General features: G+C 61.1%; 25 protein-coding genes. 13 read left to right on the plus strand and 12 right to left on the minus strand.

Annotated features, from left to right (window positions below):
* Positions 1-20: 20 nt before the first annotated feature.
* Both ACIX9_RS15080 and ACIX9_RS15085 read right to left on the minus strand, forming a co-directional pair.
* Positions 21-878 (minus strand): ABC transporter permease, encoded by an 858-nt coding sequence (locus ACIX9_RS15080; RefSeq protein WP_013581357.1) that lies wholly within the window; start codon positions 876-878, stop codon positions 21-23.
* Positions 879-889: 11 nt separating this feature from the next.
* Positions 890-1831, minus strand: coding sequence for an ABC transporter ATP-binding protein (locus ACIX9_RS15085; RefSeq protein ID WP_013581358.1), 942 nt, complete (start codon positions 1829-1831; stop codon positions 890-892).
* Between the two features lie 69 nt (positions 1832-1900).
* Between ACIX9_RS15085 and ACIX9_RS15090 the strand changes: the two genes are divergently transcribed.
* Positions 1901-2164 (plus strand): hypothetical protein, encoded by a 264-nt coding sequence (locus tag ACIX9_RS15090; RefSeq protein WP_157477598.1) that lies wholly within the window; start codon positions 1901-1903, stop codon positions 2162-2164.
* A 12-nt stretch (positions 2165-2176) separates the two neighbouring features.
* On the opposite strand, the gene ACIX9_RS15095 is transcribed toward ACIX9_RS15090, so the two are convergent.
* From ACIX9_RS15095 to ACIX9_RS27550, 4 genes are all read right to left on the minus strand, one after another.
* Complete coding sequence (locus ACIX9_RS15095) at positions 2177-2950, minus strand: SDR family NAD(P)-dependent oxidoreductase (RefSeq protein ID WP_013581360.1); 774 nt, start codon at positions 2948-2950, stop codon at positions 2177-2179.
* An 81-nt stretch (positions 2951-3031) separates the two neighbouring features.
* Complete coding sequence (locus ACIX9_RS27420) at positions 3032-4627, minus strand: OmpA family protein (RefSeq protein ID WP_013581361.1); 1596 nt, start codon at positions 4625-4627, stop codon at positions 3032-3034.
* Between the two features lie 270 nt (positions 4628-4897).
* Positions 4898-5635, minus strand: coding sequence for a GvpL/GvpF family gas vesicle protein (locus ACIX9_RS15105; protein WP_013581362.1), 738 nt, complete (start codon positions 5633-5635; stop codon positions 4898-4900).
* Between the two features lie 294 nt (positions 5636-5929).
* Entirely contained in the window at positions 5930-6640 is a 711-nt protein-coding gene (locus ACIX9_RS27550) for a c-type cytochrome (protein ID WP_083808458.1), read from the minus strand.
* A gap of 94 nt (positions 6641-6734) precedes the next feature.
* Here ACIX9_RS27550 and ACIX9_RS15115 point away from each other — a divergent pair, with 94 nt between their 5' ends.
* Complete coding sequence (locus ACIX9_RS15115) at positions 6735-7460, plus strand: outer membrane beta-barrel protein (RefSeq protein ID WP_013581363.1); 726 nt, start codon at positions 6735-6737, stop codon at positions 7458-7460.
* Positions 7461-7467: 7 nt separating this feature from the next.
* Here the strand turns inward: ACIX9_RS15115 and ACIX9_RS15120 are convergent, their stop codons facing one another.
* Positions 7468-8613, minus strand: a complete 1146-nt coding sequence (locus ACIX9_RS15120; RefSeq protein ID WP_232298730.1) for a two-component system sensor histidine kinase NtrB — start codon at positions 8611-8613, stop codon at positions 7468-7470.
* Positions 8614-8765: 152 nt separating this feature from the next.
* Here ACIX9_RS15120 and ACIX9_RS15125 point away from each other — a divergent pair, with 152 nt between their 5' ends.
* Positions 8766-10316, plus strand: coding sequence for a fumarate hydratase (locus ACIX9_RS15125; protein ID WP_013581365.1), 1551 nt, complete (start codon positions 8766-8768; stop codon positions 10314-10316).
* A 4-nt stretch (positions 10317-10320) separates the two neighbouring features.
* Here ACIX9_RS15125 and ACIX9_RS25905 read toward each other — a convergent pair whose 3' ends face one another.
* Positions 10321-10458, minus strand: a complete 138-nt coding sequence (locus ACIX9_RS25905; protein ID WP_013581366.1) for a hypothetical protein — start codon at positions 10456-10458, stop codon at positions 10321-10323.
* A 141-nt stretch (positions 10459-10599) separates the two neighbouring features.
* On the minus strand, positions 10600-11274 hold the full coding sequence (gene pgsA / locus ACIX9_RS15130; protein ID WP_013581367.1) for a CDP-diacylglycerol--glycerol-3-phosphate 3-phosphatidyltransferase: 675 nt from the start codon (positions 11272-11274) through the stop codon (positions 10600-10602).
* Between the two features lie 239 nt (positions 11275-11513).
* On the opposite strand from pgsA, the gene ACIX9_RS15135 reads away from it, so the two are divergent.
* Positions 11514-15425, plus strand: coding sequence for an FG-GAP-like repeat-containing protein (locus ACIX9_RS15135; RefSeq protein WP_198152106.1), 3912 nt, complete (start codon positions 11514-11516; stop codon positions 15423-15425).
* Positions 15426-15534: 109 nt separating this feature from the next.
* Here the strand turns inward: ACIX9_RS15135 and ACIX9_RS15140 are convergent, their stop codons facing one another.
* Complete coding sequence (locus tag ACIX9_RS15140) at positions 15535-16812, minus strand: Glu/Leu/Phe/Val family dehydrogenase (RefSeq protein WP_049789310.1); 1278 nt, start codon at positions 16810-16812, stop codon at positions 15535-15537.
* Positions 16813-17042: 230 nt separating this feature from the next.
* Between ACIX9_RS15140 and trpE the strand changes: the two genes are divergently transcribed.
* From trpE to ACIX9_RS15155, 3 genes are all read left to right on the plus strand, one after another.
* The gene (gene trpE / locus ACIX9_RS15145; protein ID WP_013581370.1) at positions 17043-18530 is read left to right on the plus strand and encodes an anthranilate synthase component I; all 1488 of its coding nucleotides are present in this window, start codon (positions 17043-17045) and stop codon (positions 18528-18530) included.
* Between the two features lie 114 nt (positions 18531-18644).
* Positions 18645-18929, plus strand: coding sequence for a UPF0175 family protein (locus ACIX9_RS15150; RefSeq protein ID WP_013581371.1), 285 nt, complete (start codon positions 18645-18647; stop codon positions 18927-18929).
* Positions 18926-19426, plus strand: coding sequence for a hypothetical protein (locus tag ACIX9_RS15155; protein ID WP_013581372.1), 501 nt, complete (start codon positions 18926-18928; stop codon positions 19424-19426). Before ACIX9_RS15150 ends, ACIX9_RS15155 begins: the two co-directional genes overlap by 4 nt.
* Here ACIX9_RS15155 and ACIX9_RS15160 read toward each other — a convergent pair.
* Positions 19423-19659 carry a hypothetical protein gene (locus ACIX9_RS15160; protein WP_013581373.1) on the minus strand — a complete coding sequence of 79 codons (237 nt, stop codon included), beginning with the start codon at positions 19657-19659 and terminating at the stop codon, positions 19423-19425. The genes ACIX9_RS15155 and ACIX9_RS15160 overlap by 4 nt on opposite strands.
* Positions 19660-19726: 67 nt before the next feature.
* On the opposite strand from ACIX9_RS15160, the gene ACIX9_RS15165 reads away from it, so the two are divergent.
* The 6 genes from ACIX9_RS15165 (at position 19727) to ACIX9_RS15190 (ending at position 24085) form a co-directional block, all read left to right on the plus strand.
* The gene (locus ACIX9_RS15165) at positions 19727-20347 is read left to right on the plus strand and encodes an anthranilate synthase component II (protein ID WP_013581374.1); all 621 of its coding nucleotides are present in this window, start codon (positions 19727-19729) and stop codon (positions 20345-20347) included.
* Between the two features lie 13 nt (positions 20348-20360).
* Positions 20361-21353 (plus strand): hypothetical protein, encoded by a 993-nt coding sequence (locus ACIX9_RS15170; protein ID WP_013581375.1) that lies wholly within the window; start codon positions 20361-20363, stop codon positions 21351-21353.
* Between the two features lie 138 nt (positions 21354-21491).
* Positions 21492-22049: an elongation factor P gene (gene efp, locus ACIX9_RS15175; protein WP_013581376.1), complete on the plus strand. Its 558-nt coding sequence runs from the start codon at positions 21492-21494 to the stop codon at positions 22047-22049.
* Between the two features lie 102 nt (positions 22050-22151).
* Positions 22152-22448 carry an acylphosphatase gene (locus ACIX9_RS15180; RefSeq protein WP_013581377.1) on the plus strand — a complete coding sequence of 99 codons (297 nt, stop codon included), beginning with the start codon at positions 22152-22154 and terminating at the stop codon, positions 22446-22448.
* Between the two features lie 5 nt (positions 22449-22453).
* The gene (locus ACIX9_RS15185; protein ID WP_013581378.1) at positions 22454-22993 is read left to right on the plus strand and encodes an adenine phosphoribosyltransferase; all 540 of its coding nucleotides are present in this window, start codon (positions 22454-22456) and stop codon (positions 22991-22993) included.
* Positions 22994-23032: 39 nt separating this feature from the next.
* Positions 23033-24085, plus strand: coding sequence for an NAD(P)-dependent alcohol dehydrogenase (locus ACIX9_RS15190; RefSeq protein WP_013581379.1), 1053 nt, complete (start codon positions 23033-23035; stop codon positions 24083-24085).
* A 64-nt stretch (positions 24086-24149) separates the two neighbouring features.
* Here the strand turns inward: ACIX9_RS15190 and ACIX9_RS15195 are convergent, their stop codons facing one another.
* Positions 24150-25388 carry a lactonase family protein gene (locus ACIX9_RS15195; RefSeq protein ID WP_013581380.1) on the minus strand — a complete coding sequence of 413 codons (1239 nt, stop codon included), beginning with the start codon at positions 25386-25388 and terminating at the stop codon, positions 24150-24152.
* Positions 25389-25392 lie beyond the last annotated feature (4 nt).

Below are 25392 nucleotides of genomic sequence, written 5' to 3' on the forward strand. Positions count from 1 at the left end.
ATGGTTTGGAACGGATTGTGTCAGCCGATGACTCGGCGCATGAAGCCCTTCATCCCGAGCCAGGTGAGCAGGGCGAGGAAGATGCAGAGCATGCCGAGGATAAGGGGCTCCGGCATGTGGTTGAGACTGGGGGTGAGGGCGGCGCGGAGGCCTTCGCTCATGTAGACGATGGGGTTGAAGAGGACGCCGATCTGGAGCCACCTGATGGGGCCTAGCGCGGCCCAGGGGTAATAGACACAGCCGAGAAAGGTGATGGGCACGACGACCACGCCGAAGATGAGGCCGATCTGCTGCGGCTTGACGCTGGTGCCGATGGTGAGGCCGAGCGCGCCGGAGACGAGGCTGGCGAGGATGAGCACGAGGATCAGGAAGGGCCAGCTGGTGACGTGGGCGACGGCCGGGGTGGCCGGGATGTATCGGGCGAGCGGGTAGACGATGGCGGCGGCGATGATGCTCTGCATGGCGGAGAAGACGATCTTCTCAATGGCTACGAAGGCTACGGGGAGCGGGCACATGACGCGGTCATCGATCTCACGGGTGATGCCGAACTCCTGTGCGAGCGGAAGGGCTACGGCGGCGATGCCGGAGAACATAATGGCGACGGCCATGAGACCGGGGAGCAGGACGGTGGAGAAGCTGCTGCCGGCCAAGCGTGCGGTTGGGTTCATGGCTGCACCGTTGGTCATGTGCGGCATGATGTAGGTGAAGACGAAGAGGAAGAGCAGAGGGTTCATGCAAACGCGGACGGCGAAGGGAAAGAGCTCGCGGCGGAGGACGTAGAGGTCGCGGAGGTACAGGCCGGCGAAGGCTCGGGCGTACATGGCGAGGTTGGAGCCTGCGGGTTGGGTGGCGGGCCTGGTTTCAAGGGCGGTGCTCATGGTGGGGCCTCTTACTCGCGAAGATCGCGGCCGGTGAGTTGGATGAAGACGGTTTCGAGGCTGGTTTCTGTGATGGTGAGGTCGCGGAGGCCGTATGGGTTGGCGGCTCCGACGACGTCAGAGAGGAGGCCGTCTGCGTTGTGGGCGAGGACGCGCACGCCGTCCGAGAGGTTCTCCGCAGTGATGATGCCGGGGAGCTTGCGGAGGGTTTCAAGGAGGGCGGCGGTGGAGTCGTGGTCGCGGAGGTGGAGTTGGTAGACCTTTTGCGCGCCTACCGAGTTCTTGAGGGCGGCGGGGGTGTCCTGCACGAGGATCTTGCCGTGATCGATGATGGCGACACGGTCGCAGAGCTCGTCTGCTTCCTCCATGTAGTGGGTTGTGAGGACGACGGTGATGCCTTCATCGCGAAGGCCGCGGACGGCGTCCCACATGGCGATGCGGGATTGGGGATCGAGGCCGGCGGAGGGTTCATCCAGGAAGAGGACTTTGGGGCGGTGGGCGATGGCGCGTGCGATCTGGACGCGCTGGGCGAGGCCGCCTGAGAGCTGTTGGGGGTAGGCGCCGGTGCGCTCGGTGAGGTGGAACTGGTCCAGGAGCTGGGCGGTTCGGGCGCGGGCGTCGGCGCGGGAGAAGCCGAAGTAGAGGCAGTGGAAGCTGATGTTTTCTGCGATGGTGCAGGCGCGGTCCAGGGTGTTGTATTGGGGGACTACGCCGATGGATCGGCGGGCCAGGGCGGAGTCTTTGACGACATCTACGCCGGCGATGCGAACGATTCCCGAAGTGGGAAGGGCGCGGGTGGTGCAGATGCTGATGGTGGTGGTTTTGCCTGCGCCGTTGGGGCCGAGGAGGCCGAAGATCTCGCCGGCGCCGACGCTGAGGTCGATGCCGTCGACTGCGGTGACCTGTTGTTTGCCCTCGTAGACCTTTCTGAGGCCTTGCACTTCAACGATCAAGATTGGTCCTTCCGGGTTCCCGGATCATTATAAAGGGGGTGTTGGGCGAGGGCGGCGTAGAATGAGGCCATGGCTCAAGGATGGGAAAGCAAGTCGGTCGAAGGTCAGCAGGCTGAGGCTGAAGTGGCGGCATCACAGCCTAAGACGCAGAAGCCCCAGGGTAATCATGGGGCGGACGCGGAGAGCAGACGGAAGCGGCAGGAGCTTGAGCTGCAGCGGGAGTTTATTCTTTCGCAACGGACTTCAAGTCCGCATCGGCGATCAGCGCTTGCAAACGCGCTGGCCGATGTGGAAGAGAAGCTGACGGAGCTGGGGTGGACGCTGCACCTGTAGCGTTCTGTTCCGCTAGCTCCGGCGGTTGAAGGTGGTGGAGTTGGCCTGGTCGATGGTGGTGAGGACCATGGTCTGAATCTGGACGTGTGCGGGGCGGGTGGCGGCCCATACGATGGCGTCTGCGATGTCCTCAGGCTGGAGCGGCGTGATGTTCTGGTAGACCTTTTCGGCCTTGTCCTTGTCGCCGTGGAAGCGGACCTCGCTGAAGGCGGTTTCGGTCATGCCGGGGTCGACGGTGGTGACACGGATGCCCTTGCCGATGGTGTCGATGCGGAGGCCTTCCGTGATGACTCTTTCTGCGGCCTTGGTGGCGCAGTAGACGGCTCCGTTGGCGTAGGTCTGGTGGCCGGCGGTTGAGCCGAGGTTGATGACTTGGCCGGAGCCACGCTCGACCATGCCGGGGACGATGGCGCGGGTAACGTAGAGAAGACCCTTGACGTTGGTGTCGATCATCTCTTCCCAGTTCTGAGGGTCGTCCTCATAGAGCTTGGCGAGGCCGCGGCTCAGGCCGGCGTTGTTGACGAGGATATCGATGGTGCGCCAGTTCTCGGGGAGATCGGCGAGGGTCTTGGCGACGGCTTCGCGGTCCTGGACGTCTAGGCGGATGTTGAGAACGTCCTCGGCTCCGGCTTCAGTGAATTGGGGCGTGAGTTCGGTGAGACGGTCGAGGCGGCGGGCACAGAGGAGGAGGCGTGCGCCCTGGCGGGCGAACTCGAGGGCCGTGGCCTGGCCGATGCCGGAGCTTGCGCCGGTGATGAGGACGGTTTTGCCGCGAAGGGATTGCATGGGTCTCCTGGATGTTGGGGAACTAAGCAGGTAACCCCACGATAAACGATCGTGGGGTCACGGGTTGGAGCGGGAGTTAGATTACTGGGCTGGTGTGGGTGCTGACTGCTTGACGCCGATGGCGTCGCCGGAGACGACGAGTTCGACGCGACGGTTCTGGGCACGGCCTGCTGCCGTGCCGTTGTCCGCTACGGGATCAGCCTTGCCGTAGCCGGCGGCGCTGATGCTATCGGTGGGGACGCCCTGCTTCACCATGAAGTCGCGCGTGGTGTTGGCGCGGTTCTCGGAGAGGCGTTGGTTGAGGGCGTCAGAGCCGACGATGTCGGTGTAGCCCTCCACCTGCACCTTCAGGCCAGGGTAGGACTGGAGGATGCCGGCGACGCGGGCGAGCGAGACCTGCGTGTTGGTCTTGAGGGTGTACTTGCCGGTGTCGAAGAGGGCGTCCGAGAGGTTGACGATGACGCCGCGGGAGGTTTCTGTGGTCTGGAGGACCTCGTTGAGCTGGGCACGCAGGCGTTCACGCATCTGTTCGGCGGACTCGGCACGCTTGTTGGCTGCGTCGGCACGCTGGTTGGCCTCAAGCTCCTTGTTGCGGGCCTGGGCGGCGAGTGCGTCTGCGTTGGCCTGGGCAAGTTGGGCCTGCTGGGCGGCTAGCTGAGACTTCTGCGCGTCAAGCGCCGACTTCTGTTCCGCGAGGCGCGCTGCTTCAGCCTGAGCCTGCGACTGGGCTGCCTGTTGCTGGGCGTCGTTCTTGGCAATCTCTGCGTTGCGCTGGCGCTCCGCGGCCTTCTTGCGAAGGGTATCGACGCGGGCGTCTTCCGCACGCTGCACGGCTTGGCGGGCGTAAGTGATCTCCATCTTGACGTCGCGGTGCTTGCCGGAGTCAATGTCCGAGGCGTTCTTCAGGTCCTGCTTGGCGCTTGCCATGGTGTCAGGCGAGTACTTGTCTGCGCCGTTCTGCTGGGCGATGCGGACGGCGTTATAGGCCTCGTAAAGCTCAAGCGGGGACTTTTCGTCGCGGGTGATGGGGTGGGAGATGGTGTGAGCGCCGTCCGTCTCTTCCGCGTATATGCCGCGCGGCATGAGGGTGGCGTGGGCGTTGACCTTTTCAAGGACGCCCTGGGTCTTGTCGTCGATGATGACGTTCTTGAGGACTACGACGTCTGAGGGGGTTGTGACGGAGAAGTAAGGCTCGGCAGTTACGATGAGGCCGAAGGACTGGAGTGCGGTGGTGACGTCGATATTGTTCTTGGTTCCGTCGGGGAGGACTTCACCGAGGTTTTGGGGGCGGCCATCAGGCGTGATGGCCCAGAGGACGTAGGTTAGATACTCGGGACCGAAGCCGTTGGCGGGCGTGAGACCCTTGAACTCGGCGTGGATGGAGATACCGCCGCGATCGGATTTGACGCTGGCTTCACCCTTGCCGTTGGGCAGGAGGTTGGTGCCCTCAAAACGGACCTTCGTGGAGCCGCTACGGTGGAAGTAGTTGACGGCGTCGATATCGCGCTGGACGGCTTTGACCTTGTAGAAGAAGACCTCGCCGTTCTGGGTGACGGCTGCGGCCGGCGGGGCCTGAACACTGGTGGGATTGGCTTCCTGTGCGCCGGCAAATGCTGTGAGGGTGATGCCGCTGAGAAAAAGGGTGGGGAGGAAGGTGCGGAAGGTGCTGCGAATCATTTCGTTCTCCTGGTTCCTGCTACGTCATTCCTGGGTGCTTGAGCACTCGAAGCTGATCGTGACGAAGGATCAGACAGGGTCTGGCTTCTTCACTCCTTTAGAGAGATGCCCATGATGGGGCTGGGGTAGTCTTACGTGGCCGGACAGGCCATTTTTCCGGGTTGTCTGGAGCTGCGAAATAGTTGTGATTGCTTCGTTGATGGCTAGCGGATCGTAAACGCAGAAAAGCCCTCCCGGGGTGGGAGGGCTTTTTGTATGTTTTGCCAACAATTATGCGTGAGTGGTTTGGGCTCCGCTGGTGCGGTGGACGAAGTGGTATGGAGGCCAGGGACCGGAGAGCTGCATGCGGCACTCCTTCAGTTCCTGGGTGGCGGAGGAGTACTTATTCTGGTAACGCTCCACCGTTTTGTTGTCGATGAGGTGGGCGATATCCAGGAGCAGTTTGCCTGACTCCATGCGCTTGCAGGTGATCTCCTCCGCGATGGGGAGAAACATGCGATGCATCTGGACGGAGAGAGCTCGAGCCTTGGACTGACGCTCGCGCTGACGACCGGCGGACTCGCGGAGGCTGGTCAGGTACTGGAGGCCGACGGTCATGTCACGAGCTGAGTTGCCGGGGCAGGTGTCGTCTACGAGGACCTTGAGGTGCATCTCTGCTTTGCCGCGGAGGCGTTCCACATTGGCCAGGAACTGGCGCTGATTGGAACGGACGGAGCGGCGGAGGCTATCGTCATCATGAAAGGTGGTGGCGAAGCGGAAAGGCAGGACTGTGGAGAGTTTGAAGCAGTCCGCGATGACGCGGGCGTGATCCTTGGCTGCCTGCTGATCCATGCGTGCGGAATCTGCGGGGCCGTGCTCTGAAACGATGACCGCAAGCTCACCTGCGGGGAAGAGGAACGTCTGATTACCGAAGAGACCGGCGACTCCATTGAGGGGGACCGGACGGCGGTGGCGGGCAAGTTCTGGAAACGACTGACGCTCTGCGATGCAGTAGGCATACCACGACATGGTGATTCTCTCCAAAGCACGCTGATGGGTCTTGCTGCCCAGTCACGCGTTGGTTGATTGCAAAAGCTGTTCCGTACTCGAGTGGCCTCGAAGATTGCCTTGGCGCGTGTCAAAAAGTGGACACTGAACCTAGAACGAAACGGATAGTAAGCCTATCTTGCAACCTTTGGCAATGAAATCTTAATGAGAAACAAGTCTGGTGGGAGAGCACCAAATTTGCTGCATTTTCAGCGAACTATGTGAAAACAGGTATTACCAATTTGCGATCAAAGGGTGTTACCCCTTGATCGTCTACTACCGACCCGAGGTCAAAAGAGCTCGGACCGGGTCTGGCAGAGGCTGGTTGGCGCTCTTAAGCAGGAGGGCGATCTGCCAGATCTGGGTGTCGGATAGCTGGGCTTTGTAGGCGGGCATGCCGGTGTGGGGGATGCCGTAGCGGGTCTTGGAGTAGATCTCCCCGGGCTCCAAGGCTGAATCGCCGACGGCGGTTCCGGTGGCTCGCTTGCGCCAGAGTTGAAGGGCTGGCGGGCTTGTGGAGGTGGCGAGAGAGCCGTCGTGGGCCGGGGTTCCGTGGCAGGCGGCGCAGCGGGCGGTGTAGACCTTTGCTCCGGATTCAAAGACGTCCTCCCCGATGCCGAAGGGTGGCTGGAGGTAGTGGAAGGCAGGCTTGGGCTGCGCGGGGCTGGGAGCTGCAGGCGTGGATGCGAGCGGGACCGCAGGCTGGCCAGCAGCGGACTTGGCCGTCGTTTTGGTGGAGTGGGCGAAGGGGATTTCGCCATGAAAGTAGAACCAGGCGGCTGCGGCGAGGGCAGCACAGAGCAGGAAGCCAAGCAGGAAAGGGCCGAAGCCGCCGCCGGGGCTTCGTGCGGGTGGGCGGCTGGAGTTGCGGGAGGTGGATCGGGATGCGATGGCTTGGGACTCCTTAGGTGGCGGATTCAGGGGCAGGTCAGGGTGCAGCAGGACCGCTATGGATGTTCTAATACAGGTAGATGCTTTGCGGCTCAGGGTCCGTCTAAATCTGAAACCATCCGGATGGGTCGCCTATCCGAAGGGACCGAAAAAGCAGAGCCATGCGTCGATATAGGCAGGAGTGAGTCCGTTGATCTTGATTTCAGGTAAGAAGTACGGTGGTTTGAGTTCGTTTGAGCTGGGTTTTTCAGGCAAGAGCTTGAAGGTGGCGGCCGGTCTGGCGCTGGTTGGAACGGCGTTGGCGGCGGGCGCGCAGAGCTCCAAGCCACGGCGGCGGGAGAGCAATCAGAATCGCAAGAACCGCATTCAGCGCGCGGTTCAGGAGACCTACACGCATAAGTGGGAGGTTGGCGCAGGACCTGGCTACCTGCGTTTCCGCAGCGGCGAGTTCAAACAGCAGAATAACGATGTGACGTTCTGGACGAGCGCGATGTACTCGTTTACGCCGCGTTTTGGAGCGGAGGCGCTGGTGGGCGGCGCGTTCGGCTCTGCGAAGCTGGGCAACGGGAATCCGAATGCGGTGAATCCTCAGATCCAGAGCTACGACTTCATGGCTGGACCCTCGTACCGGCTGGTCGCCAAAGAGAAGTTTGGCGTGAGCGTATACGGTGCGGGCGGCGCGGCTTATGGACGGTTCAGCACGGGACCCAAGGACTTTCCGACTGCAGTAGTTGGATTGTGGCCTTCAGGGACGGCAGCGGCGTTCTCGGTTGGGGTAAACCTGGACTATCACCTCTATCCGAATCTTTCGGCTCGGATTACGCCGACGTATCTGGGTACGACCTACGGAAGCACGATCCAGAACACAAAGGGCGTGAACGTCGGGCTGGTTTACCGGTTCGGAACGATTCGGTAGCACGTTCTCAGGCTGCGACTGCGGCGGCGGCGGATTGGACGGGGAGCCAGATGGTGAAGACGGTTCCCTGCCCCTCGCGGCTGCGCATGTAGATGCGGCCTTCATGTTTATCGACGATTCCCTTGGTAATCCATAGGCCCAGACCGGTGCCGGTGACCTCTTTGGTGGTGTGGAAGGGCTCAAAGAGATGCCCGCGCATGGCCGGCAGGAAGCCGGTGCCGGTGTCCGCGATGGTGATGCGAACGCCTGGAATGCTGGTCTTGAGGCAGGTGGCGGAGTGCAGGCGGATGGTCAGCGTGCCGCCGTGGGGCATGGCGTCATAGGCGTTGCGGATGAGGTTGTTGAGGACCTGGCGGATGTCGCCTTCAAGCAGATAGGGCTCATGGGAGGCTCGCAGATACTGCTCCACCTTGATGCGGCGAGCTGGGAAACGCGAGGCGTAAAGACGCAGGATGGCGGTGATGGTGTCTTCCAGATTGACCGGGGCGGCGGCGGTCTGCTGACGATGGAAGCGCAAGGTCTGCATGGTGATATCGGCTACGCGGACTAGCTCGATTTCGGCTAGATTCGCGTAGTGACGGGCGTCTTCAAGGGTGTCTGCACCTCGTACGAGATAGACGAGATTGAGGACGGCTTCTAGGGGGTTGTTGATCTCGTGCGCGATGGAGCTGGCGAGCTGGCCTACGGCGGCTAGTTTTTCGGATCGGCGCAGGGCCTGTTCGGCCATGCGGTGCTGCGTGACGTCTCGAAAGGTGACGACGGCGCCTTGGACCTTATCCAGGTGCAGGATGGGCTGGGCGGAGAGCTCGATCCAGAAGTAGCTGCCGTCCTTGCGGAAGACGTGGTCGACCTCATTGGAGACTGGGCGGTTGCGGCGGAAGACGTTATAGACGCTGCAGTCTTCGGCTGGGTAGACCGATCCATCGGCGTGATGGTGGTGGATCATGGCGTGCATGTTCTGCCCGATGAGCTCCTGGGCGTCAAAGCCGAGCATGCGGAGGGCGGCACGGTTGACGAAGGTGCAGCGGCCTTCGAGGTCGACACCCCAGATGCCTTCTCCGGCGGAGTCGAGCAGGGCCTGCCATGGCTGCTCCGGAGCATCCCCTTTCGTCACATGGGGCTGGGCCGGGGCTGTGAGATGCGTCGTGTTCAAGTCTTCAGGCATCATCCTCGGCCGTACGTCGCAGATGCGAACAATGAGTGTGATGCAGATTCGGGGTGCGTTCAATGTATGAGGCTGGAATGGATGACTATGGGGTTGTTGCGGCCTAGAATCTATTTCGGGAACATTGTGAGGATTTGGGAATGAACGTCATCAAGCAAGAGGACCTGATCGAGAGCGTCGCGGACGCATTGCAGTACATCAGCTACTACCACCCGGTGGACTACATCACCAACCTGGCGCGGGCATATGAGATGGAAGAGAGCAAGGCGGCCAAGGATGCGATGGCGCAGATCCTGATCAACAGCCGCATGTGCGCGGAGGGACATCGGCCGATCTGCCAGGATACGGGGATCGTGACGACGTTTCTGAAGGTGGGGATGGAGGTTCAATTTGTCGGGCCGGATGGTGGCCCTGCGAACATGAGCCTGCAGGAGATGGTGGATGAGGGTGTACGGCGGGCGTGGCTGAACCCGGATAACAAGCTGCGAGGATCGATTCTGCGGGACCCGGCATTCTCGCGCAAGAACACCATCGACAATACGCCGAGCGTCGTCGAGGTATCGCTGGTGAAGGGTACGACTGTGGATGTGACGGTGGCGGCCAAGGGTGGGGGGTCTGAGGCGAAGTCGAAGTTTGTGATGCTGAATCCGTCCGACTCCGTGGTGGACTGGGTGCTGAAGACGGTGCCGACGATGGGTGCGGGATGGTGTCCGCCGGGGATGCTGGGGATCGGGATCGGCGGGACGGCGGAGAAGGCGATGCTGCTGGCGAAGCAAAGCCTGATGGACCCGATCGATATGCAGGAGTTGAAGGCTCGCGGGGCCCAGACGAATATCGAGAAGCTGCGTGTGGAGCTTTATGACAAGGTGAATTCGCTGGGGATAGGGGCGCAGGGGTTGGGTGGGCTGACTACGGTGCTCGACGTGAAGATCCTGGACTATCCGACGCACGCGGCGAACCTGCCGGTGGCGATGATTCCGAACTGTGCTGCGACTCGCCATGCGCATTTTGTGCTGGATGGGAGTGGGCCGGCGGAGCTGGTGCCTCCCTCGTTGAAGGACTGGCCAAAACTGGAGTACGACGTGCATACGGCTCGGCGGGTGAACCTGGAGACAGTGACTCGAGCGGATGTGGAGACGTGGAAGCCAGGCGAGATCGTTCTGCTGACGGGCAAGCTGCTGACCGGGCGGGATGCGGCGCATAAGCGGATGACGGACATGCTGAACCGGGGAGAGACGCTGCCGGTCGATTTCAATGGCAAGTTTATCTACTACGTGGGGCCGGTGGATGCGGTGCGCGATGAGGCTGTGGGACCGGCTGGGCCTACGACGGCGACGCGCATGGACAAGTTCACGCGGCAGATGCTCGAACAGACGGGGCTGCTGGGGATGATTGGGAAGGCGGAGCGTGGCGAGGCGGCGATCGAGGCCATCCGGGATAACCATGCGGTCTACCTGATGGCGGTGGGCGGCGCGGCTTACCTGGTGTCGAAGGCGATCAAGCACTCGCGGGTGCTGGCGTTCGAGGACCTGGGGATGGAGGCCATCCACGAGTTTGTGGTGGAGGATATGCCGGTGACCGTGGCCGTGAGTGCGGATGGCACGAGTGTCCACCAGACTGGGCCGGCCGAGTGGCAGAAGAGGATTGCGGCTAGTCAGTCGGTGGGGGGAGTGGCGATTCTGGGGCAGTAAAAGCTCAGGAGTGTTTGCGGTGCAGGAGATGCCGGAAGAATGCACGGCAGCGCTCCGTGCAGAGGTCGTACTGTGGCAGGAAAGCCAGCGGGATACAGACGATGGCGAAGAGAAGCATGGAGGGGAAGAACATGTCCGTCATGGGATACTCCTGCGATACAGCCCGGTAAGGGATTGCATTCGGAGATCGGTTCAGCCTGGTGGGTTGGATCGACCCGGCCCTCAAGTGACGGCATTATGCTCTTCGCGTGTGATTCTTCGCAAGCAATCTTTGGCGATAGGGCTAGGAGATGCCTGAAGGGTTTTCCGCCGCAGCTACGGCCTTGGCCTTGTTGCGGCTGAGGACGTTGGAACGTTTGGTGCGGGCGCGCTCCGAGGCGTGGTCGATCTGCTTCCAGAAGCCGATGAAGTAGTCCACGGCCGAGATCACGCTGACGCAGGTCATCCAGTAGATGGCCGTGATGGCGATGAAGTGGACGGCGACGATGAAGCCGCCCCAGTTCCAATAATCCCAGCGGTGCGCGAGGATGGCTGCGACGACGGAGACAATCTGGATGACGGTTTTGAGCTTGCCGATCTCGCTGGCGTCGATGGTGAAGCCTTCTGACGCGGCGATGGAGCGGAGGCCGGAGACGAGAAACTCGCGTCCGATGATGAGGACGGCGATCCAAGGCGGCACGATGCGGGGGTTGTAGGCGACCAGGATGATGTAGGCCGCGGTGATCATGAGCTTGTCGGCCAGAGGGTCAAGCAGCATGCCGATGGTTGTGATCTGCTGGCGCTTGCGGGCGAGATAGCCGTCGAGGCCGTCGGTGATGGAAGCGAGGATGAAGAGGGATGAGGCTGCCATCTCCTGATTCCCGTTATGGGCGTCAAAGGGCGAATGGGGGCTCAGGAACCAGATCAGCAGAGGCACGCTGGCGATGCGGCTCATCGTGATGGAGTTAGGCAGATTCATGCGCGCACCGGTGCTTTGAGACCGTGGTCCGCCGCTTCAGCTCGGGGATACGCGCTAAAGATGGGCCAATAGCATTTTGCCACATCCGGGAAACGGGCGATGAGTCTGCCCCTTCCATGGGAGAGCGCAATGGCGTGGCGAATGATAAATTACCGGAGTCTGTCCGAAAGGCCCTGATTCTTATGTTCTATTTCTCTGCACGCTCGTTCGTTTCCACCGTATTCCGCGCTGTGCTGTTGATGGGTCTTTCCCTTTGCGCTGCCGGCAGTGCCGCAGGGCAGACACAGCAGTTTGTGCAGCCGACAGTGATTGGGACGGGAAGCTGGCCGGTGAGCCTGGTGAGCGGTGACATTGAAGATACGGGGCGGGATAACCTGGCGTACTGCGATGCGGTGGTGCCGGGCGTGACGCCGGCCTGCCACCTGCTGCGTGGGAACTCTGACGGGACGTATACGAAGCATGCGGATTATCCGGTTCCGTATATGACGGGAAGCAGGGCGTTGGTTGGGAGTTCGATCGCCGGGGGTAAGACGACGCACTCTCTGGTGCTCGTATCGACGGTCTCATCACCGTCCACGACTTTAGGGCAGTTACAAGTGAGCCTGTATCCAGAGGGGTCAAGCCTGGGGACGACGCCGCTTATCATCACGCAAGTCATGCAAATGCCGATACTGGGCGGAGCAACGATGCGAGGGCCTTCCGGAGTGAATACGGGTGGGCAAGAGGACGTTGCCTTCACGGATTCAGCGAACGGTTATCTCTATACGTGCCACCTAAGCGGGCTGTTCAGCTATCAGCGCTTTCCCCTGCCGAACGGCGCCGGCAACGTGCAGGCAGCAGACCTCAACGGCGATGGGGTCAATGACCTGATGGTGGCTGGGGCGGATGGTATCTCGCTGTATGTGCTGATGAGCGATGCAACGGGACAATTGAAGGCTCCGGCGCTGCTTCAGCCTCCGCATGGGGCAAGAAGCTTTCTGCTGAAGGATCTGAACGGCGACGGGAGGATCGACCTAGTGGTGGAGGGTACGAACGGGGAGATCGACATCTATCCAGGCGCTGGGGATGGGACGTTTGGGACGACTTCGATCATCGGCAGTGGAGCAAGCGACGGGACGACCGGGCATGGGGGCCATCTGATTGCGGCGGCCAATGTGGACGGCGATGGGGTGCTGGACCTGCTGACGGTGACGCCGGCGGGGCTGAGTGTTCTGAAGGGACAGCCGGGGCTGAGCTATACGCTGGACGGGATCTACAACATCGGGCCTGGGCATGCGAGCTTTGCGGTGCAGGACTTTGGAAGCGGGTATGTCAACCTGCTGGTGGATTCGCCGGAGGGGATCGCGGTGGTTTATGGGAACTCCTCGGGGACGTTCGGCACGTCGAGTTCCTTTGCGACGGGGCAGCCTGCGATGAGCGGGGCTACGGGGGTGTTTATGGCTTCCGGGAATGTGGATGCTGTAGTGGCGGTCAACTCCACGCAGGCTCAGTTATTGCGCGGAGCCGGGGATGGAACGTTCACGCTTGCGGCTTCTCCTACGACGACGTTAAAGCCGGGAGCGGGGTCGTGGGGCTCCGTGGTGGTGGGGGACTTCAACAACGATGGCGTGCTGGATCTTACGGTGACGGCGGATGGGCCTTCAACGTCACCGGTTGGTTTAGGTATTGGAGTGGCGGTGCAGTTCGGGCAGGGGGATGGAACGTTCAAGACGGCATCCGCGGTGGCGAGTCATGCGAACGGGGGCACGGCACCTTACTTTGGCACGAGCTTTGCGGCTCCGAGATTGGGAAGCGGAGGGGTTCCGGGGTTCGTGAATCTGGATGCGGGGAATCTATGGACGCTCAGCACGCCTTCGCTGGCGAACAGTGTTCCCTTTGCCACGCTAATCGCTCCGGTGAGCGATGCTCATGCGCATAGCCTAGTTACGGCGGGGGTGCTCCGCGCGGGGATGGCGGCGGATGTGGTGGCGCAGGATGAGGGGTCGCTGAAGGTTTACCTGAATAGCGGGACCGGTATTGCCTCGACTCCGCTGGGCGACCTGGCGGTGGATGGATCGCTGACGACGACGGGGCAGATGGTTGCGCCGGATATCTCTGGGACGTTTCCGGGAATGTCCAAGGCGCTGGGGTTCAGGGCTTTTCCGGGATCGGCGGTGATTGCGGATCTGGATGGAGATGGAAATGGCGATCTGATTGTCGTGTACGACAATCTGGATGCGGATCATCGGAATCCGACGGCGGCGAATCCGAACTATGTCTATGTGTGGTTCGGGTCTGGAGGCGGGAGGTTTTTGACCTCGGCTGAGCATCCGGTGAATCCGGTGCGGCTGACGCCCACGCGGAACTACTACCAGGTGGCGGTGGCGGATCTGAACGGCGACGGTCATGCGGATCTGATCCTGAGCGATGGATATCTGATCAGCGTGCAGTATGGCAAGGGCGACGGGACGTTTGGGGCGGAGCAACATTTTCTGGCTGGGCAGGGGCTGAATACGATCTCGGTGGCCGACCTGCGGCATTTGGGACGGGCTGATCTGGTGGTGGCGAACGGCGGGAGCGTCTATGGGAACGTCGTGGCGAACAAGGAGACGCTAACACCGAACGCGGATGTGAATACGGGTGGGATCACGGTGCTGCTGAACCAGATTCAGCCGCAGGTGCAGGCGATCAGCGGCAGTGTCACGGCTGCGCCGGAGCCGGCGAACTTTGAGGCAGCTTATAGCGTGACGGCTACGCTGGTGGTGCCTGCGGGTGGGCCTGCGCCTACGGGTACGGTGACGTTTACCTCCGATAATGACTCGGTCAATGGGGCTGCGCCGGTTACGCTGGCGCTGGGTTCGGCTGCGGTGACGAACGGGGCTGCGACGGTGAGTATTCCGGCGTATGTCGCGACGACCTCGACGATTGGGCCGATGCTGCCGGGGACTCGTGCGCTGACTGCGGTGTATAGCGGTGATGCGAACTATGCTTCGGCTACTCTGACCGGGACGCATGTTGTGAAGCTAGGGCAGACGACGGTGTCGCTGGACCTGACGACTCCGCTGCAGGTTTACTACGGGCAGCCGATCGATGGGATTGTGGAGATTACACCGCAGGACCCGAGCTATAACGCGAGCGGGTCGTACTCGGTGCTGAGCAATGGGGTGCTGGTTCCGGGATGCGTCGATCTGAAGGGCGTCTCTTGTCCGTATGGGAATCCGGATCTGCTGGATGCGGGCAATTACACGCTGACGATTGCGTATAACGGCGGGCCGGCGAATGGCGATCCGGTAAACGGGTCTGGGCTTTCCGGGCCGTATCCGTTTGTGGTGCTGAAAGATCTCACGACGGGGACGCTGACGAGTTCTCTGAATCCTGCAACGGTGGGGACGGCTGTGACGTTCAGCGCTGCGATTGTGGGCAACGTTGCGGTGCCGACGGGGAACGTCACGTTCTATGACGGGGCAGTGGCGATAGGGACGGGGGCGCTGAATGCGGGAGTTGCGACGTTGACGACCTCCTCGCTGGCGGTGGGGCTGCATACGGTGACGGCTGCTTATCCGGGGACCAACGACTTCAATCCGGTGACGATTGGGGCGGTGGCCGAGTTGATTGTGGCGGCGGTTGTTCCGCCTCCACCACCTGCGGGACCGCAGAGCTTCACGTTGACGGTGACGCCGGTTCCGGTGACGGTCGGGACGGGGCGTACGGCGGTACTGCTGGTGACGGTGACGGCAGTGAACGGCTTTGCGCAGCCGGTGCAGTTGAGCTGCGCGGGAATGCCTTTTGAAGCCGCTTGCCTGTTTATCCAGGGGACGATTCCAGTGGGCGGCGGATCGACGACGCTGGATGTGACGACGATGGCTCCGCATAATTGCGGGGACCCGGGGCGTTTGGGCTCGCTGGGCAGGACTGGCGGGCCCCTGGTGGCTTCACTGTTCGGCGGACTTGGGCTTCTGCTGCTGCCGAAGCGGCGCAAACGGTGGATGCGGGCGCTGATACTGGTGGCGATGCTGTCAGGAGTTGCGGCGCTAGGTGGGTGCGGCGGAAACTGCACGGACCTGGGGACTCGGCCTGGGAATTACTCGTTCACGGTGAGCGGCGTGGCGCAGGGTGGGCCGATTACACAGACGGCTAGCCAGACTGTGAAGATGGCTGTGTTTGCCGACTAACGGATAAGGCAAAGACTACGGGGATAAAAAGGGATCAGAACGATCAAGGCGGATAAGACCCCTGGTCTGGGGCTTATCCGCCTTTTGCTTGTTTTCTTCTGACTTCGCTTTAGGCGTACATGCCGCGTTGCTTGGTGGTGTAGGCTACGCGATCGATGGCCAGCATGTAGGCGGCGATTCGGTTGTTGACCTTGTGGCTGGTGGCGTAGGAGACGACGTCGGTGAAGGACTCAGTCATGATGGCGTCGAGACGCTGGTTGACCTCGGCTTCGGTCCAGAAGTAGCCCATGCGGTCCTGGACCCACTCGAAGTAACTGGCGGTGACGCCGCCGGCGTTGGCGAGGATATCCGGAATGACAAAGACGCGTTTGTCTTCGAGGATGTCGTCCGCGACGATGGTGGTGGGACCGTTGGCGCCTTCGCAGAGGATCTTGCAGCGGAGGTCGGCAGCGTTCTGGCTGGTGATGACGTTTTCGGTCGCGGCGGGGATGAGGATCTCGCACTCGCGGGTGAGGAGCTCTGCCTTGTCCGCGGCCTCTGCTTTGGCGAAGCCGTTGATGGTGCCGGCCTTGGCGCGGTGCTCGATGAGGGCGGGGATGTCGATGCCGTCGGCGTTGTAGAGGCCGCCATCGTACTCGGCGATACCGGTGATGGTGTAGCCCTTTTTGTAAAGCAGGTGCGCGGCGTTGGAGCCGACGTTGCCGAAGCCCTGGATGATGACGCGGGTGCCGGCGATGTCCATGCCGAGATGCTTGAGGGCCTGGTCACAGACGACGGAGATGCCGCGGCCGGTGGCCTCGCGACGTCCGCGTGAACCGCCGATGTTGACGGGCTTGCCGGTGACGACGGCGGTGACGGTCTGGCCCATGTGCATGGAGTAGGTGTCCATGATCCAGGCCATGGTCTGCTCGTTGGTGTTCATGTCGGGCGCGGGTACGTCTTTTTCCGGGCCGATGAAGTCGATGATGGCGGCGGTGTAACGGCGCGTCATGCGCTCGAGCTCGCCCTGGGACATGTGCTTGGGGTCGCAGATGATGCCGCCCTTAGCTCCGCCGAAGGGAATGTTGACGACGGCGCACTTCCAGGTCATCCAGGAGGCGAGGGCTCGGACCTCATCCAGGGACACATCCGGGGCGTAGCGGATGCCGCCCTTACCGGGGCCGCGGGCGATGGAGTGCTGGACGCGGTAGCCGGTGAAGACTTCAATGGAGCCATCGTCCATGGCGACGGGGATGTGGACGATGAGCTCTCGCGTGGGCATGCGGAGAACCTTCCAGATTCCGTTATCGAGATTGAGTTTGCGTGCTGCGAGGTCAAAGCGTGCGGCCTGTGCTTCCCAAGGGTTCTTCTCCTGCTCTAACGTCAGGATGTTTGCAATTGCGGGCATCTTTGTTTCTCTCTTTTCTGTTGCGGGTATCAGTGATTCTCGCGCCATGGTGTTGCTCCCTCGTCAATCTAAGCTGATGAGCCGGAATGGGGGAGGATTCATGTTTCGCCTCTAAGGGCTGGTGTGAAAGCTTCAGTCAAACCCTGCGGAGTATAGGCCTTGGTTAACAGCAGGTGCAAGCCACGGCCATACGGCTTTTGGGTCAGGCATTTACCATTGGCATATCGACCATGAGATCCCGACACGAGAGTTTTCCGCCCCGCGCAGCCTTTGAAAAACTGGCCAAGAGCCATACCCTAGTGCCGGTTTACAGGACCGTGACTGCAGATCTGGAGACGCCGGTCTCGGCGTTTCTGCGGATTGCAAACGATGCCCCGGAGGCCTTTCTGCTGGAGAGCGTGGAAGGCGGCGAGCATGTGGGACGATACACGTTCATCGGCATCGACCCCTATAAGAAGATGGTCGCGCACGGGCGAAGGATGTCCGTTTCCGAGGGCCGGCGCAGGAAGACCTTCGACGGCGACGTGTTTGAGGAGTTGAAAAAGGCGCTTTCCGGGCATAAACCTGCTCGGCTGGCCGGGTTGCCGCCGTTTACGGCTGGGGCTGTGGGGTTCTTTTCGTATGACGTGGTGCGGCTGATCGAGCGGCTGCCGGAGCTTGCGGCGGACGAACTTGGCGTGCCGGACGCCTGCCTGATGTTCTTCGACCAGGTGCTGGCCTTTGATCATGTGAAGAAGGAGATTCTGCTGATTGCGACAGTGGATCTGACGCGCGGCGGGAGCTACGCCCAGGCGGAGAAGCGGCTGGACAAGATGGAAAAGCGGCTGGCCTCTGCGCTGCCTGTGATGAAGAGACGGAAGCCGATTACGGGCAAGCTGAAGATGGTTCCGCGTACGTCCAAGAAGGCGTTCCTGAAGGCGGTGAACAAGGCCAAGGAGTACATTACGGCGGGCGATGTCTTCCAGTGCGTGCTCTCGCAACGCTTCGACTGTGTGCCGGAGGTGCCGGCGTTTGAGGTTTATCGTGCGTTGCGCATCGTGAATCCTTCGCCTTATATGTACTTCATGCGGTTTGGGATGGAGGACTCCGAGGCTCATATAGTGGGTTCGTCGCCGGAGTTGCTGGTGCGGGTGCATGACCGCAACGTGGAGTACCGGCCGATCGCTGGGACGCGCAAACGCAGCGCGGATGAGGTGGAAGATCGTGCACTCGAAGCCGACCTGCGGGCGGATGCGAAAGAGGTTGCCGAGCATATCATGCTGGTCGACCTGGGCCGTAATGACGTGGGCCGGGTGAGCGAGTTCGGCAGCGTGCGGGTGAAGGATCTGATGTTTGTGGAGCGGTACAGCCACGTGATGCACCTGGTGAGCGCGATCGAAGGCAAGCTGAAGCCGGAGTTGGAGGCGATCGATGCGTTCAAGGCCTGCTTCCCTGCCGGGACGCTGAGCGGTGCGCCGAAGATCCGTGCGATGGAGATTATTGAGGAGTTGGAGCCCGCTCGGCGCGGAGTGTACGGCGGCAGCATCTTCTACGCGGACTTCAGCGGGAATCTGGATAGCTGCATCGCGATCCGGACGCTGTTCATGAACGGCGAGCAGGGACATGTGCAGGCTGGGGCGGGGATCGTGGCGGACAGCGTGCCGGAGATGGAGTTTGAGGAGTGCGGGAATAAGGCAAGGGCGGTGGTGAGGGCTATGGAGAGGGCTCGGTTGAGTTAGGGGTTGCTTCAAAGGTCGCGGAACCTCATGCGGTGGAGAGGCGAGGCTGGAAGAGCCCTCTAGTCTCCAAGTCCCACCTTCGGAAATATTTGCGGGCAGGTGTAGGATTTCAGCATGCAGATCACTCTTGAGATTCCTGATGATTTTGCGGCTCAAATCTCTGAGAACGGACACGATCTTCCGCGCAGACTGCTGGAAGATGCCGCTGTTGGGGCTTACTGCCGCGACACCCTCTCTCGTCACGAATTGCAGAGTCGTCTTGGATTCGCAACCCAGTATGAGCTTGATATGTTCCTGAAAGAAAGAGGAATAGAGCATGGCTCTTATAGCGGACAGGATTTATTGGATGACATTGCGACGCTGAATCTGGCGCGTTTGAAGCAAAAACAGACTGCATGATCGTCGTTGCTGATGCCGGCCCGCTGCGCTATCTCATCGAGATTGATCTCATTGCGCAAATCCCAGCTCAGTATGGCGAACTTTATGTTCCCGGTGCAGTGTTGAACGAATTGAGTCAACCCATTACGCCCTCCAGCGTGAAGCTATGGCTGGCAAAGCCGCCTTTCTGGTTCCACATTGTCGACGCGGCTGATAGGACGCCAAAGATTCCAACCTTGGATCTCGGAGAGAGTGAAGCCCTCAAATTAGCGATAAAGCTTGAGGCAGATTTTCTACTCATTGACGATCAGGCGGCGCGTAAGGCAGCACCCAAATACATCAATGCGTCCGTAACCGGCACGCTCGGCGTAATCTACGAAGTATCGCGCCTCAGCCTAAGGCCAGCAGAGGAGTTTCGACAAAACGTGGGCCGCTTGCGATTGACTACCTTTTACTTCTCCCATCAGCTGAACCAGGTTATAGATCGATTACAGGCCGAGATGGAAGTAGCGGGCTAATCCTCCCGCTCCTGCCGAAGCGCCCACCAGATCCCACCGGCAATCTGTGCCGCGCCAATCACCCTCGTCAGCCCTGGGCGCTCATGCAGTTCGCCCATCAGTCTCTGCCATGGCTTTGGCCCCTTCTTCCAGGCGAGCGCGTCCTTCTGCGGATGGATCAGCGCCATGACGCCGTCTCCGATCAGGGTCATTGCAGCGAAGTGCTTCCAGCGGGTAGGCGTCATGAACATCATTGCAGTACCTCTGCCTTGTAAGAGTCTGCAATGCGGCCTGCTGTTGCCGCAGGCGTAAAATCATGCCATGGTCTTCGTCCTGGACAACTACGACTCCTTTACTTACAACCTGGTGCAGTACATGGGCGAGCTTGGCGCGGAGATGGTGATCCGGCGCAATGACGAGCTGACGCCGGAAGAGATTGAGGCGCTGAACCCTGAGCGCATTCTCATCTCGCCCGGGCCCTGCACGCCAGAGGAGGCAGGCGTGAGCATTCCGCTGCTGAAGCACTTTGCTGCGTTGCAGGAGGCGGGTGGCCGACGCGTGCCGATCCTGGGTGTCTGCCTGGGCCATCAGGCCATCGGCGCGGCGTTTGGCGGCAACGTCGTTCGCGCGAAGAAACTGATGCACGGCAAGACGAGCGAGGTGGAGCATGACGGCAGGACCATCTTCGCCGGAATCCCCTCGACGATGACCTGCACGCGGTATCACTCGCTGATCGTCGCGGAGGAGGGCTTTCCGGATGTGCTGGAGGTTTCGGCGCGTACCTACGGGAAAGCTTCACCGGAGGCGGTGGAAGAGGATGGCGGGCAGACCATCATGGCGCTGCGGCATAAGACGCTGCCCATCGAAGGCGTCCAGTTCCATCCCGAGAGCGTTTTGACCAGCCACGGCAAGCAGATGATTGAGAACTTTCTGAAGATGTAGAGGTGCGGTGGCGATGAAGAGCGGTTGGATCTTGCTTGCGGTGGGATGCGGAGCTTTGGGCACGATGAAGGCCGACGCTCAGGCCTGGACGCAGCCTCGCGTGGCGGGAAGCGTGCCGCTGGGCGAGGCAAACGCCACGGGAATCCTGATGGTCACAGGCGGCAAGAACATCCTGGGCACAGCGAGCGTGATCACCGCGCTCGACCGGCCGGCGCATGTGACGCTTGATCGGGGCGGCTCCATCCTGGTCTGCCAGACCAGCGTGCTGAAGCTGACGGAGTCGCAGATGGGCCCGGCGGATGCGCTGGTGCGCGACTGGAGCCCGCAGGTTCTGCTGGCGCTGGACCGCGGCGCCATGGAGGTTCGCATGCCGATGCTGCCCGGCGATGCGCTGGTCACGCCGGATCTGCGCTTCACCAGCGCGAGCAGTAAAGGGAAAGGCGAGGCGTTGGATCTTGCCATCCGCACCACCTCCAATGGCGATACCTGCGTGGAAAATCGCGGCAAGAAGGCACCTACGCTGAATATTTCGGACTCCTTCGGCGAAAGCTCCTACCAGCTCAAAGCCGGGCAGCATGTCATGTTCGAGCATGGCAGCCTGAAGGAGGTCAATGATCGCGAATCGACACCGTGTGGCTGTCCTCCGGTGGGCCATGAGGAGATCTCGCTTGCGGAGGCGGCTGTCCGGCGTGGCTCCAGCAAGCCCGTGACCGCGAAGCAAGCGGCCAAAGAGCATCCCTTCCCTGCCGCGGTGAGCGAAGGGCTTGCGCCGCCCAGTCCCCTGCCCCCGGAAGACCCTAAGACGACCCATGTGCAGGTGGCGACGACGTTGAGCTATGACCCCGCCGCCGATCAGAAGCCCGCGCCTGCCGCGACAGGGACTGTGCCCCCGGAGGTGACCCTGGCGACAGCTCCGGCGCTCAATCCTCCGCCTCCGCCGAAGGTCGAAGGACACGGCGTGATGCACTCGATTGGGAGCTTCTTCAAGCGAATCTTCGTTCGCTGAGGCTTGGCGGCGACGGGCTCATGCAAGCCGAGACCCGCGTCACTGCGCTACAATCGTAGGGTTGCGGACTGGCCGCCGTCGATCTGAACTTAGCCGCCACTTCTTTGCAAAAAGCTTCTGCTCAAAGGATTTTTTTATATGTCGATTCCCGCTACCCAGATGCGTCCGGGCATGATCATCAAGTACAACAGCGACCTGCACCTGGTCTTCTCGGTGGAACACCGCACTCCCGGCAACCTGCGCGCCTTCATCCAGGCCAAGCTTCGCAACGTCCGCACCGGCGCCATGTTCACTGAGCGCTTCCGTTCGCCTGACCCCATCGACCGCGTCTACGTGGACGAGATCAAGATGGAATTCCTCTACTCCGACGGCGAAGACTACTACTTCATGGACGACAGCTTCGAGCAGACGATGCTGAAGCGCGAGACGCTGGGCGACGCGGTCGACTACCTAACCCCGAACCTCTCCATCAGCGTCAGCTTCCATGACGGCAAGGCCGTCGGCATTGAACTCCCCACGGCAGTCATCATGACCGTGCTGCAGACGGAGCCGGGCATCAAGTCGGCTACAGCGTCTTCCGTGACCAAGCCCGCAACGACCGAGACTGGTCTCGTAGTGCAGGTTCCTCCGTTCATCAACGAAGGCGAGAAGATCCGCGTGGATACTGCTGAAGGCGCTTACATGAGCCGCGCGTAAGCATTTCGCATTTGTGACGAGGGCAGAGTCGGCTTCGACTCTGCCCTTGCCGCTTAACTCTCAATTTGCTCTCCCACAAACAGCGATGCGACACTGAAGACAATGGAACAAGCAGAGTGCGTCCGTCATTACCTGGTCAAGGGCCGTGTGCAGGGCGTAGGCTTTCGCTGGTTCGTCCATCGCGAAGCCGCTGAGCTTGGGCTGCGCGGCTGGGTCAAGAACACGGACGCAGGCCATGTAGAAATCGTCGTTGCAGGCGATGCGGAATCGATCGCAGAGCTGAACGCTGTGCTGCACAAGGGTTCGCGCGGAAGCCGTGTGGACGCCGTGATCGAGCATGCGCTGACCGACGAAGAAGGCACGGCGCTTGGACCATTCGAGATTGAAGGAGCCTGGTAAAAACGATGAGCACGATTGTGAACTGTGAACCGCTGAAGGAACTGATCCGCACGGTCCCTGACTTCCCCAAGCCGGGAATCCTCTTTTACGACATCACCACCCTGTTGAAGAACAAGGCAGGCATGGCGCAGTTGATTGATGCCTTTGCCGCATACTACATCGACAAGGAGATCGACCTCGTGCTCGGCATTGAGGCTCGCGGCTTCATCTTTGGACCCGCGCTGGCGTATCGCCTCAACGCGGGCTTTGTGCCCGTGCGGAAGCCCAAGAAGCTCCCCGCGCCAACCGCCAAGGTCACCTATGACCTGGAGTATGGGTCGGATGCGCTGGAGATACACCTGGATGCGATCGAGCCCGGCCAGCGCGTCGTGATCGTCGACGACCTGCTTGCAACCGGCGGCACCATGCAGGCGACGGTGAAGCTCGTGCGTCAGCTTGGCGGCGAGATTGCGGGTATTGGCTTTGCGATTGAACTCGACTTCCTGAAGGGCCGCGCCAAGTTCCAGGAGTATGACGTCTTCAGCCTGCTGCACTACGACGAGTAGCCCTGCATACATCAGCCGTCTTGCCTCAAGGAGATCATCATGACTCAATCAGTTGGATACGCCGCCCAAAATGTGGCCGCGCCCTTAGAACGCTTTGACTTCACCCGCCGCGACCCGGGCCCAGCCGATGTGGTCGTGGAGATCGCCTACTGCGGAATCTGCCACTCTGACATTCACCAGGTGCGGGATGAGTGGGGTGGGTCCATGTACCCGATGGTTCCAGGCCACGAGATCGTCGGGCATGTCACTGCCGTGGGCGCGGACGTGACGAAGTTCAAGGTTGGCGATCTCGCGGGCGTGGGCGTCATGGTGGACTCCTGCAAGGTCTGCGCCAACTGTAAGGCGTCCGAAGAGGCGTATTGCGAGAAGGGCTTTGTCGGCACTTACAACGCCAAGGGCTATGACGGAAAGCTTGTCTTCGGCGGCTACGCCAACAACATCGTCGTGGACGAGCGGTATGTCTTCTCCATCTCGCCGAAGCTTGAGGCGAAGCTGGCCGCGGTTGCTCCTTTGCTGTGCGCGGGCATCACGACCTACAGCCCGCTGCGCCACTGGAAGGTGGGTCCCGGGATGAAGGTCGGCATCGTCGGTCTGGGCGGACTGGGCCACATGGGACTGAAGTTCGCGCACTCCTTTGGCGCGCATGTGACGCTCTTTACTACCTCTGCGGGCAAGGAAGCGGATGCCAAGCGCCTAGGTGCGGACGAGGTCGTCATCTCCAAGGACGCCGACGCCATGGCGAAGCAGAAGAGCAGCTTCGACTTTATCCTCGACTGCGTCTCAGCACCTCATGACATGAATACGTACCTCGGCCTGTTGCGGCTCAACGGCACGCTCTGTCTCGTCGGCCTGCCTGAGGAACCGCTCTCCATCAGCGCCTTTTCAACCGTAACCAATCGCCGCAGTCTTGCGGGCTCCATGATCGGCGGCATGACCGAGACGCAGGAGATGCTCGACTACTGCGCCGAGCATGACATCGTCTCCGACATCGAACTCACGTCGGTCGACAAGCTGGATGAAGCGTATGAGCGGGTCGTGAAGAGCGATGTGAAGTACCGCTTTGTGATCGATCTGGCCACCCTGAAAAGCTAGTTCTCAGACAGCAAAAAGCCCACGCCTGCATCCAGGGTGTGGGCTTTTTGCTGCGGTCTTACCGTTATGCGAAGAGCGTCATCATGGGTGAAGGCACGGTCAGCGTCTGCACCGGTCCGGTCAGGCCGCCGTTGCCCTGATTGCAGGCGAAGACTGTCACTGAATCCGAATCCTGGTTGCCGCACAGCAGCCATTTGCCCGTGGGATCGAAGGTGAACTGCCGTGGAGTCTTGCCACCGCAGGAGATTCTCTGCAACACCTTCAACATTCCATTCCCCTGATCGATCGCGAAGACCACCAGCGAGTTCTCCCCGCGGTTGCTTACGTACAGGTAGGATCCGCTGGCGCTGATCTCCACCTCTGCCGCGGTGTTTGTGCCATGGAAGCCCGGGTCAACCGTGCTGATGGAGTGGCCCGCGTCCGTCAACAGAGCCTGCGGTTCTACGCCGTGGGCATGATCACCGCGCATACCACTCCACAACAGTTGGTCTATCCGGTTATCGAGTTCATTCACCGAATAGACCCAGCGTCCATTCGGATGAAACGCAATATGCCGAGGCCCGGAACCAGCACGACGCTCGTTTACATGAGGTGCGCCCAGCCGTGCGGTCGTAACGTCAACCGGGAAGGTCACGATGCTGTCGTTGCCCAGATCGTTCACGATCAAAAAGCGGTTATCGGGCGAAAGCCTAGCCGAGTGCGGGTGGGATGCCTGCTGCCGGTCTGCGTTCGGACCATGCTGACCGAACTTTGCATCTTTGAAGTCCAGCCGTTCCACCGGCTGCGAGAGGCTGCCATCCGGTTCAACCAGGTACGTCGCCACGCCGGAGCCCGAGTAGCTGGCCGAGTACGCCGACTGGCCATCCGCATCAAGTGAGAGATAACACGGTCCCATGCTGCCGGACAAGACCTTCCCCAGCGGATGCAGTGCGCCTGTCGCCGGGTCAATCAATAAAGACGAGATGGCGGAGCTATGCTCGTCGCCTTCATTGCACACATGCAGGACGCGCTTTCCGTGGCCCAGACCCAGGGCGAAGAACGCCGGCCGAAAGCTCGCAGCGGCGACGGTAGGGCTGGTCAACTTGCCCGTAGCAGGGTCAAACCGGGAGAGATAGATTCCCTGCGCACCGGGCTTTGCGGTATCCGTCCCAAAGTAGACAAAGGACGGAGCGGGCGGGACGGGCTTGTGGCGCTTGGGAAAGAAGTTCGTCTGGGCCGTACACTCTCCCGGCAGACCGCATGCATACGCGGCGGCTGCGACGGAGGTCGTTGCTGCTAAAAATCGTCTGCGAGAGATGGTCATGCGT

This window comes from Granulicella tundricola MP5ACTX9 (genome assembly GCF_000178975.2).
Lineage (GTDB): Bacteria > Acidobacteriota > Terriglobia > Terriglobales > Acidobacteriaceae > Edaphobacter > Edaphobacter tundricola.

Excerpts from the sequence above, each read along its gene's own strand:
- ACIX9_RS15080 (WP_013581357.1), bottom strand. The coding sequence starts at position 878 with ATGAGCACCGCCCTTGAAACCAGGCCCGCCACCCAACCCGCAGGCTCC.
- ACIX9_RS15090 (WP_157477598.1), top strand. The coding sequence starts at position 1,901 with ATGGCTCAAGGATGGGAAAGCAAGTCGGTCGAAGGTCAGCAGGCTGAG.
- ACIX9_RS15095 (WP_013581360.1), bottom strand. The coding sequence starts at position 2,950 with ATGCAATCCCTTCGCGGCAAAACCGTCCTCATCACCGGCGCAAGCTCC.
- ACIX9_RS27420 (WP_013581361.1), bottom strand. The coding sequence starts at position 4,627 with ATGATTCGCAGCACCTTCCGCACCTTCCTCCCCACCCTTTTTCTCAGC.
- ACIX9_RS15105 (WP_013581362.1), bottom strand. The coding sequence starts at position 5,635 with ATGTCGTGGTATGCCTACTGCATCGCAGAGCGTCAGTCGTTTCCAGAA.
- ACIX9_RS15125 (WP_013581365.1), top strand. The coding sequence starts at position 8,766 with ATGAACGTCATCAAGCAAGAGGACCTGATCGAGAGCGTCGCGGACGCA.
- ACIX9_RS25905 (WP_013581366.1), bottom strand. The coding sequence starts at position 10,458 with ATGACGGACATGTTCTTCCCCTCCATGCTTCTCTTCGCCATCGTCTGT.
- pgsA (WP_013581367.1), bottom strand. The coding sequence starts at position 11,274 with ATGAATCTGCCTAACTCCATCACGATGAGCCGCATCGCCAGCGTGCCT.
- ACIX9_RS15135 (WP_198152106.1), top strand. The coding sequence starts at position 11,514 with ATGGGTCTTTCCCTTTGCGCTGCCGGCAGTGCCGCAGGGCAGACACAG.
- ACIX9_RS15140 (WP_049789310.1), bottom strand. The coding sequence starts at position 16,812 with ATGCCCGCAATTGCAAACATCCTGACGTTAGAGCAGGAGAAGAACCCT.
- trpE (WP_013581370.1), top strand. The coding sequence starts at position 17,043 with ATGAGATCCCGACACGAGAGTTTTCCGCCCCGCGCAGCCTTTGAAAAA.
- ACIX9_RS15150 (WP_013581371.1), top strand. The coding sequence starts at position 18,645 with ATGCAGATCACTCTTGAGATTCCTGATGATTTTGCGGCTCAAATCTCT.
- ACIX9_RS15155 (WP_013581372.1), top strand. The coding sequence starts at position 18,926 with ATGATCGTCGTTGCTGATGCCGGCCCGCTGCGCTATCTCATCGAGATT.
- ACIX9_RS15160 (WP_013581373.1), bottom strand. The coding sequence starts at position 19,659 with ATGATGTTCATGACGCCTACCCGCTGGAAGCACTTCGCTGCAATGACC.
- ACIX9_RS15165 (WP_013581374.1), top strand. The coding sequence starts at position 19,727 with ATGGTCTTCGTCCTGGACAACTACGACTCCTTTACTTACAACCTGGTG.
- ACIX9_RS15170 (WP_013581375.1), top strand. The coding sequence starts at position 20,361 with ATGAAGAGCGGTTGGATCTTGCTTGCGGTGGGATGCGGAGCTTTGGGC.
- efp (WP_013581376.1), top strand. The coding sequence starts at position 21,492 with ATGTCGATTCCCGCTACCCAGATGCGTCCGGGCATGATCATCAAGTAC.
- ACIX9_RS15180 (WP_013581377.1), top strand. The coding sequence starts at position 22,152 with ATGGAACAAGCAGAGTGCGTCCGTCATTACCTGGTCAAGGGCCGTGTG.
- ACIX9_RS15185 (WP_013581378.1), top strand. The coding sequence starts at position 22,454 with ATGAGCACGATTGTGAACTGTGAACCGCTGAAGGAACTGATCCGCACG.
- ACIX9_RS15190 (WP_013581379.1), top strand. The coding sequence starts at position 23,033 with ATGACTCAATCAGTTGGATACGCCGCCCAAAATGTGGCCGCGCCCTTA.
- ACIX9_RS15195 (WP_013581380.1), bottom strand. The coding sequence starts at position 25,388 with ATGACCATCTCTCGCAGACGATTTTTAGCAGCAACGACCTCCGTCGCA.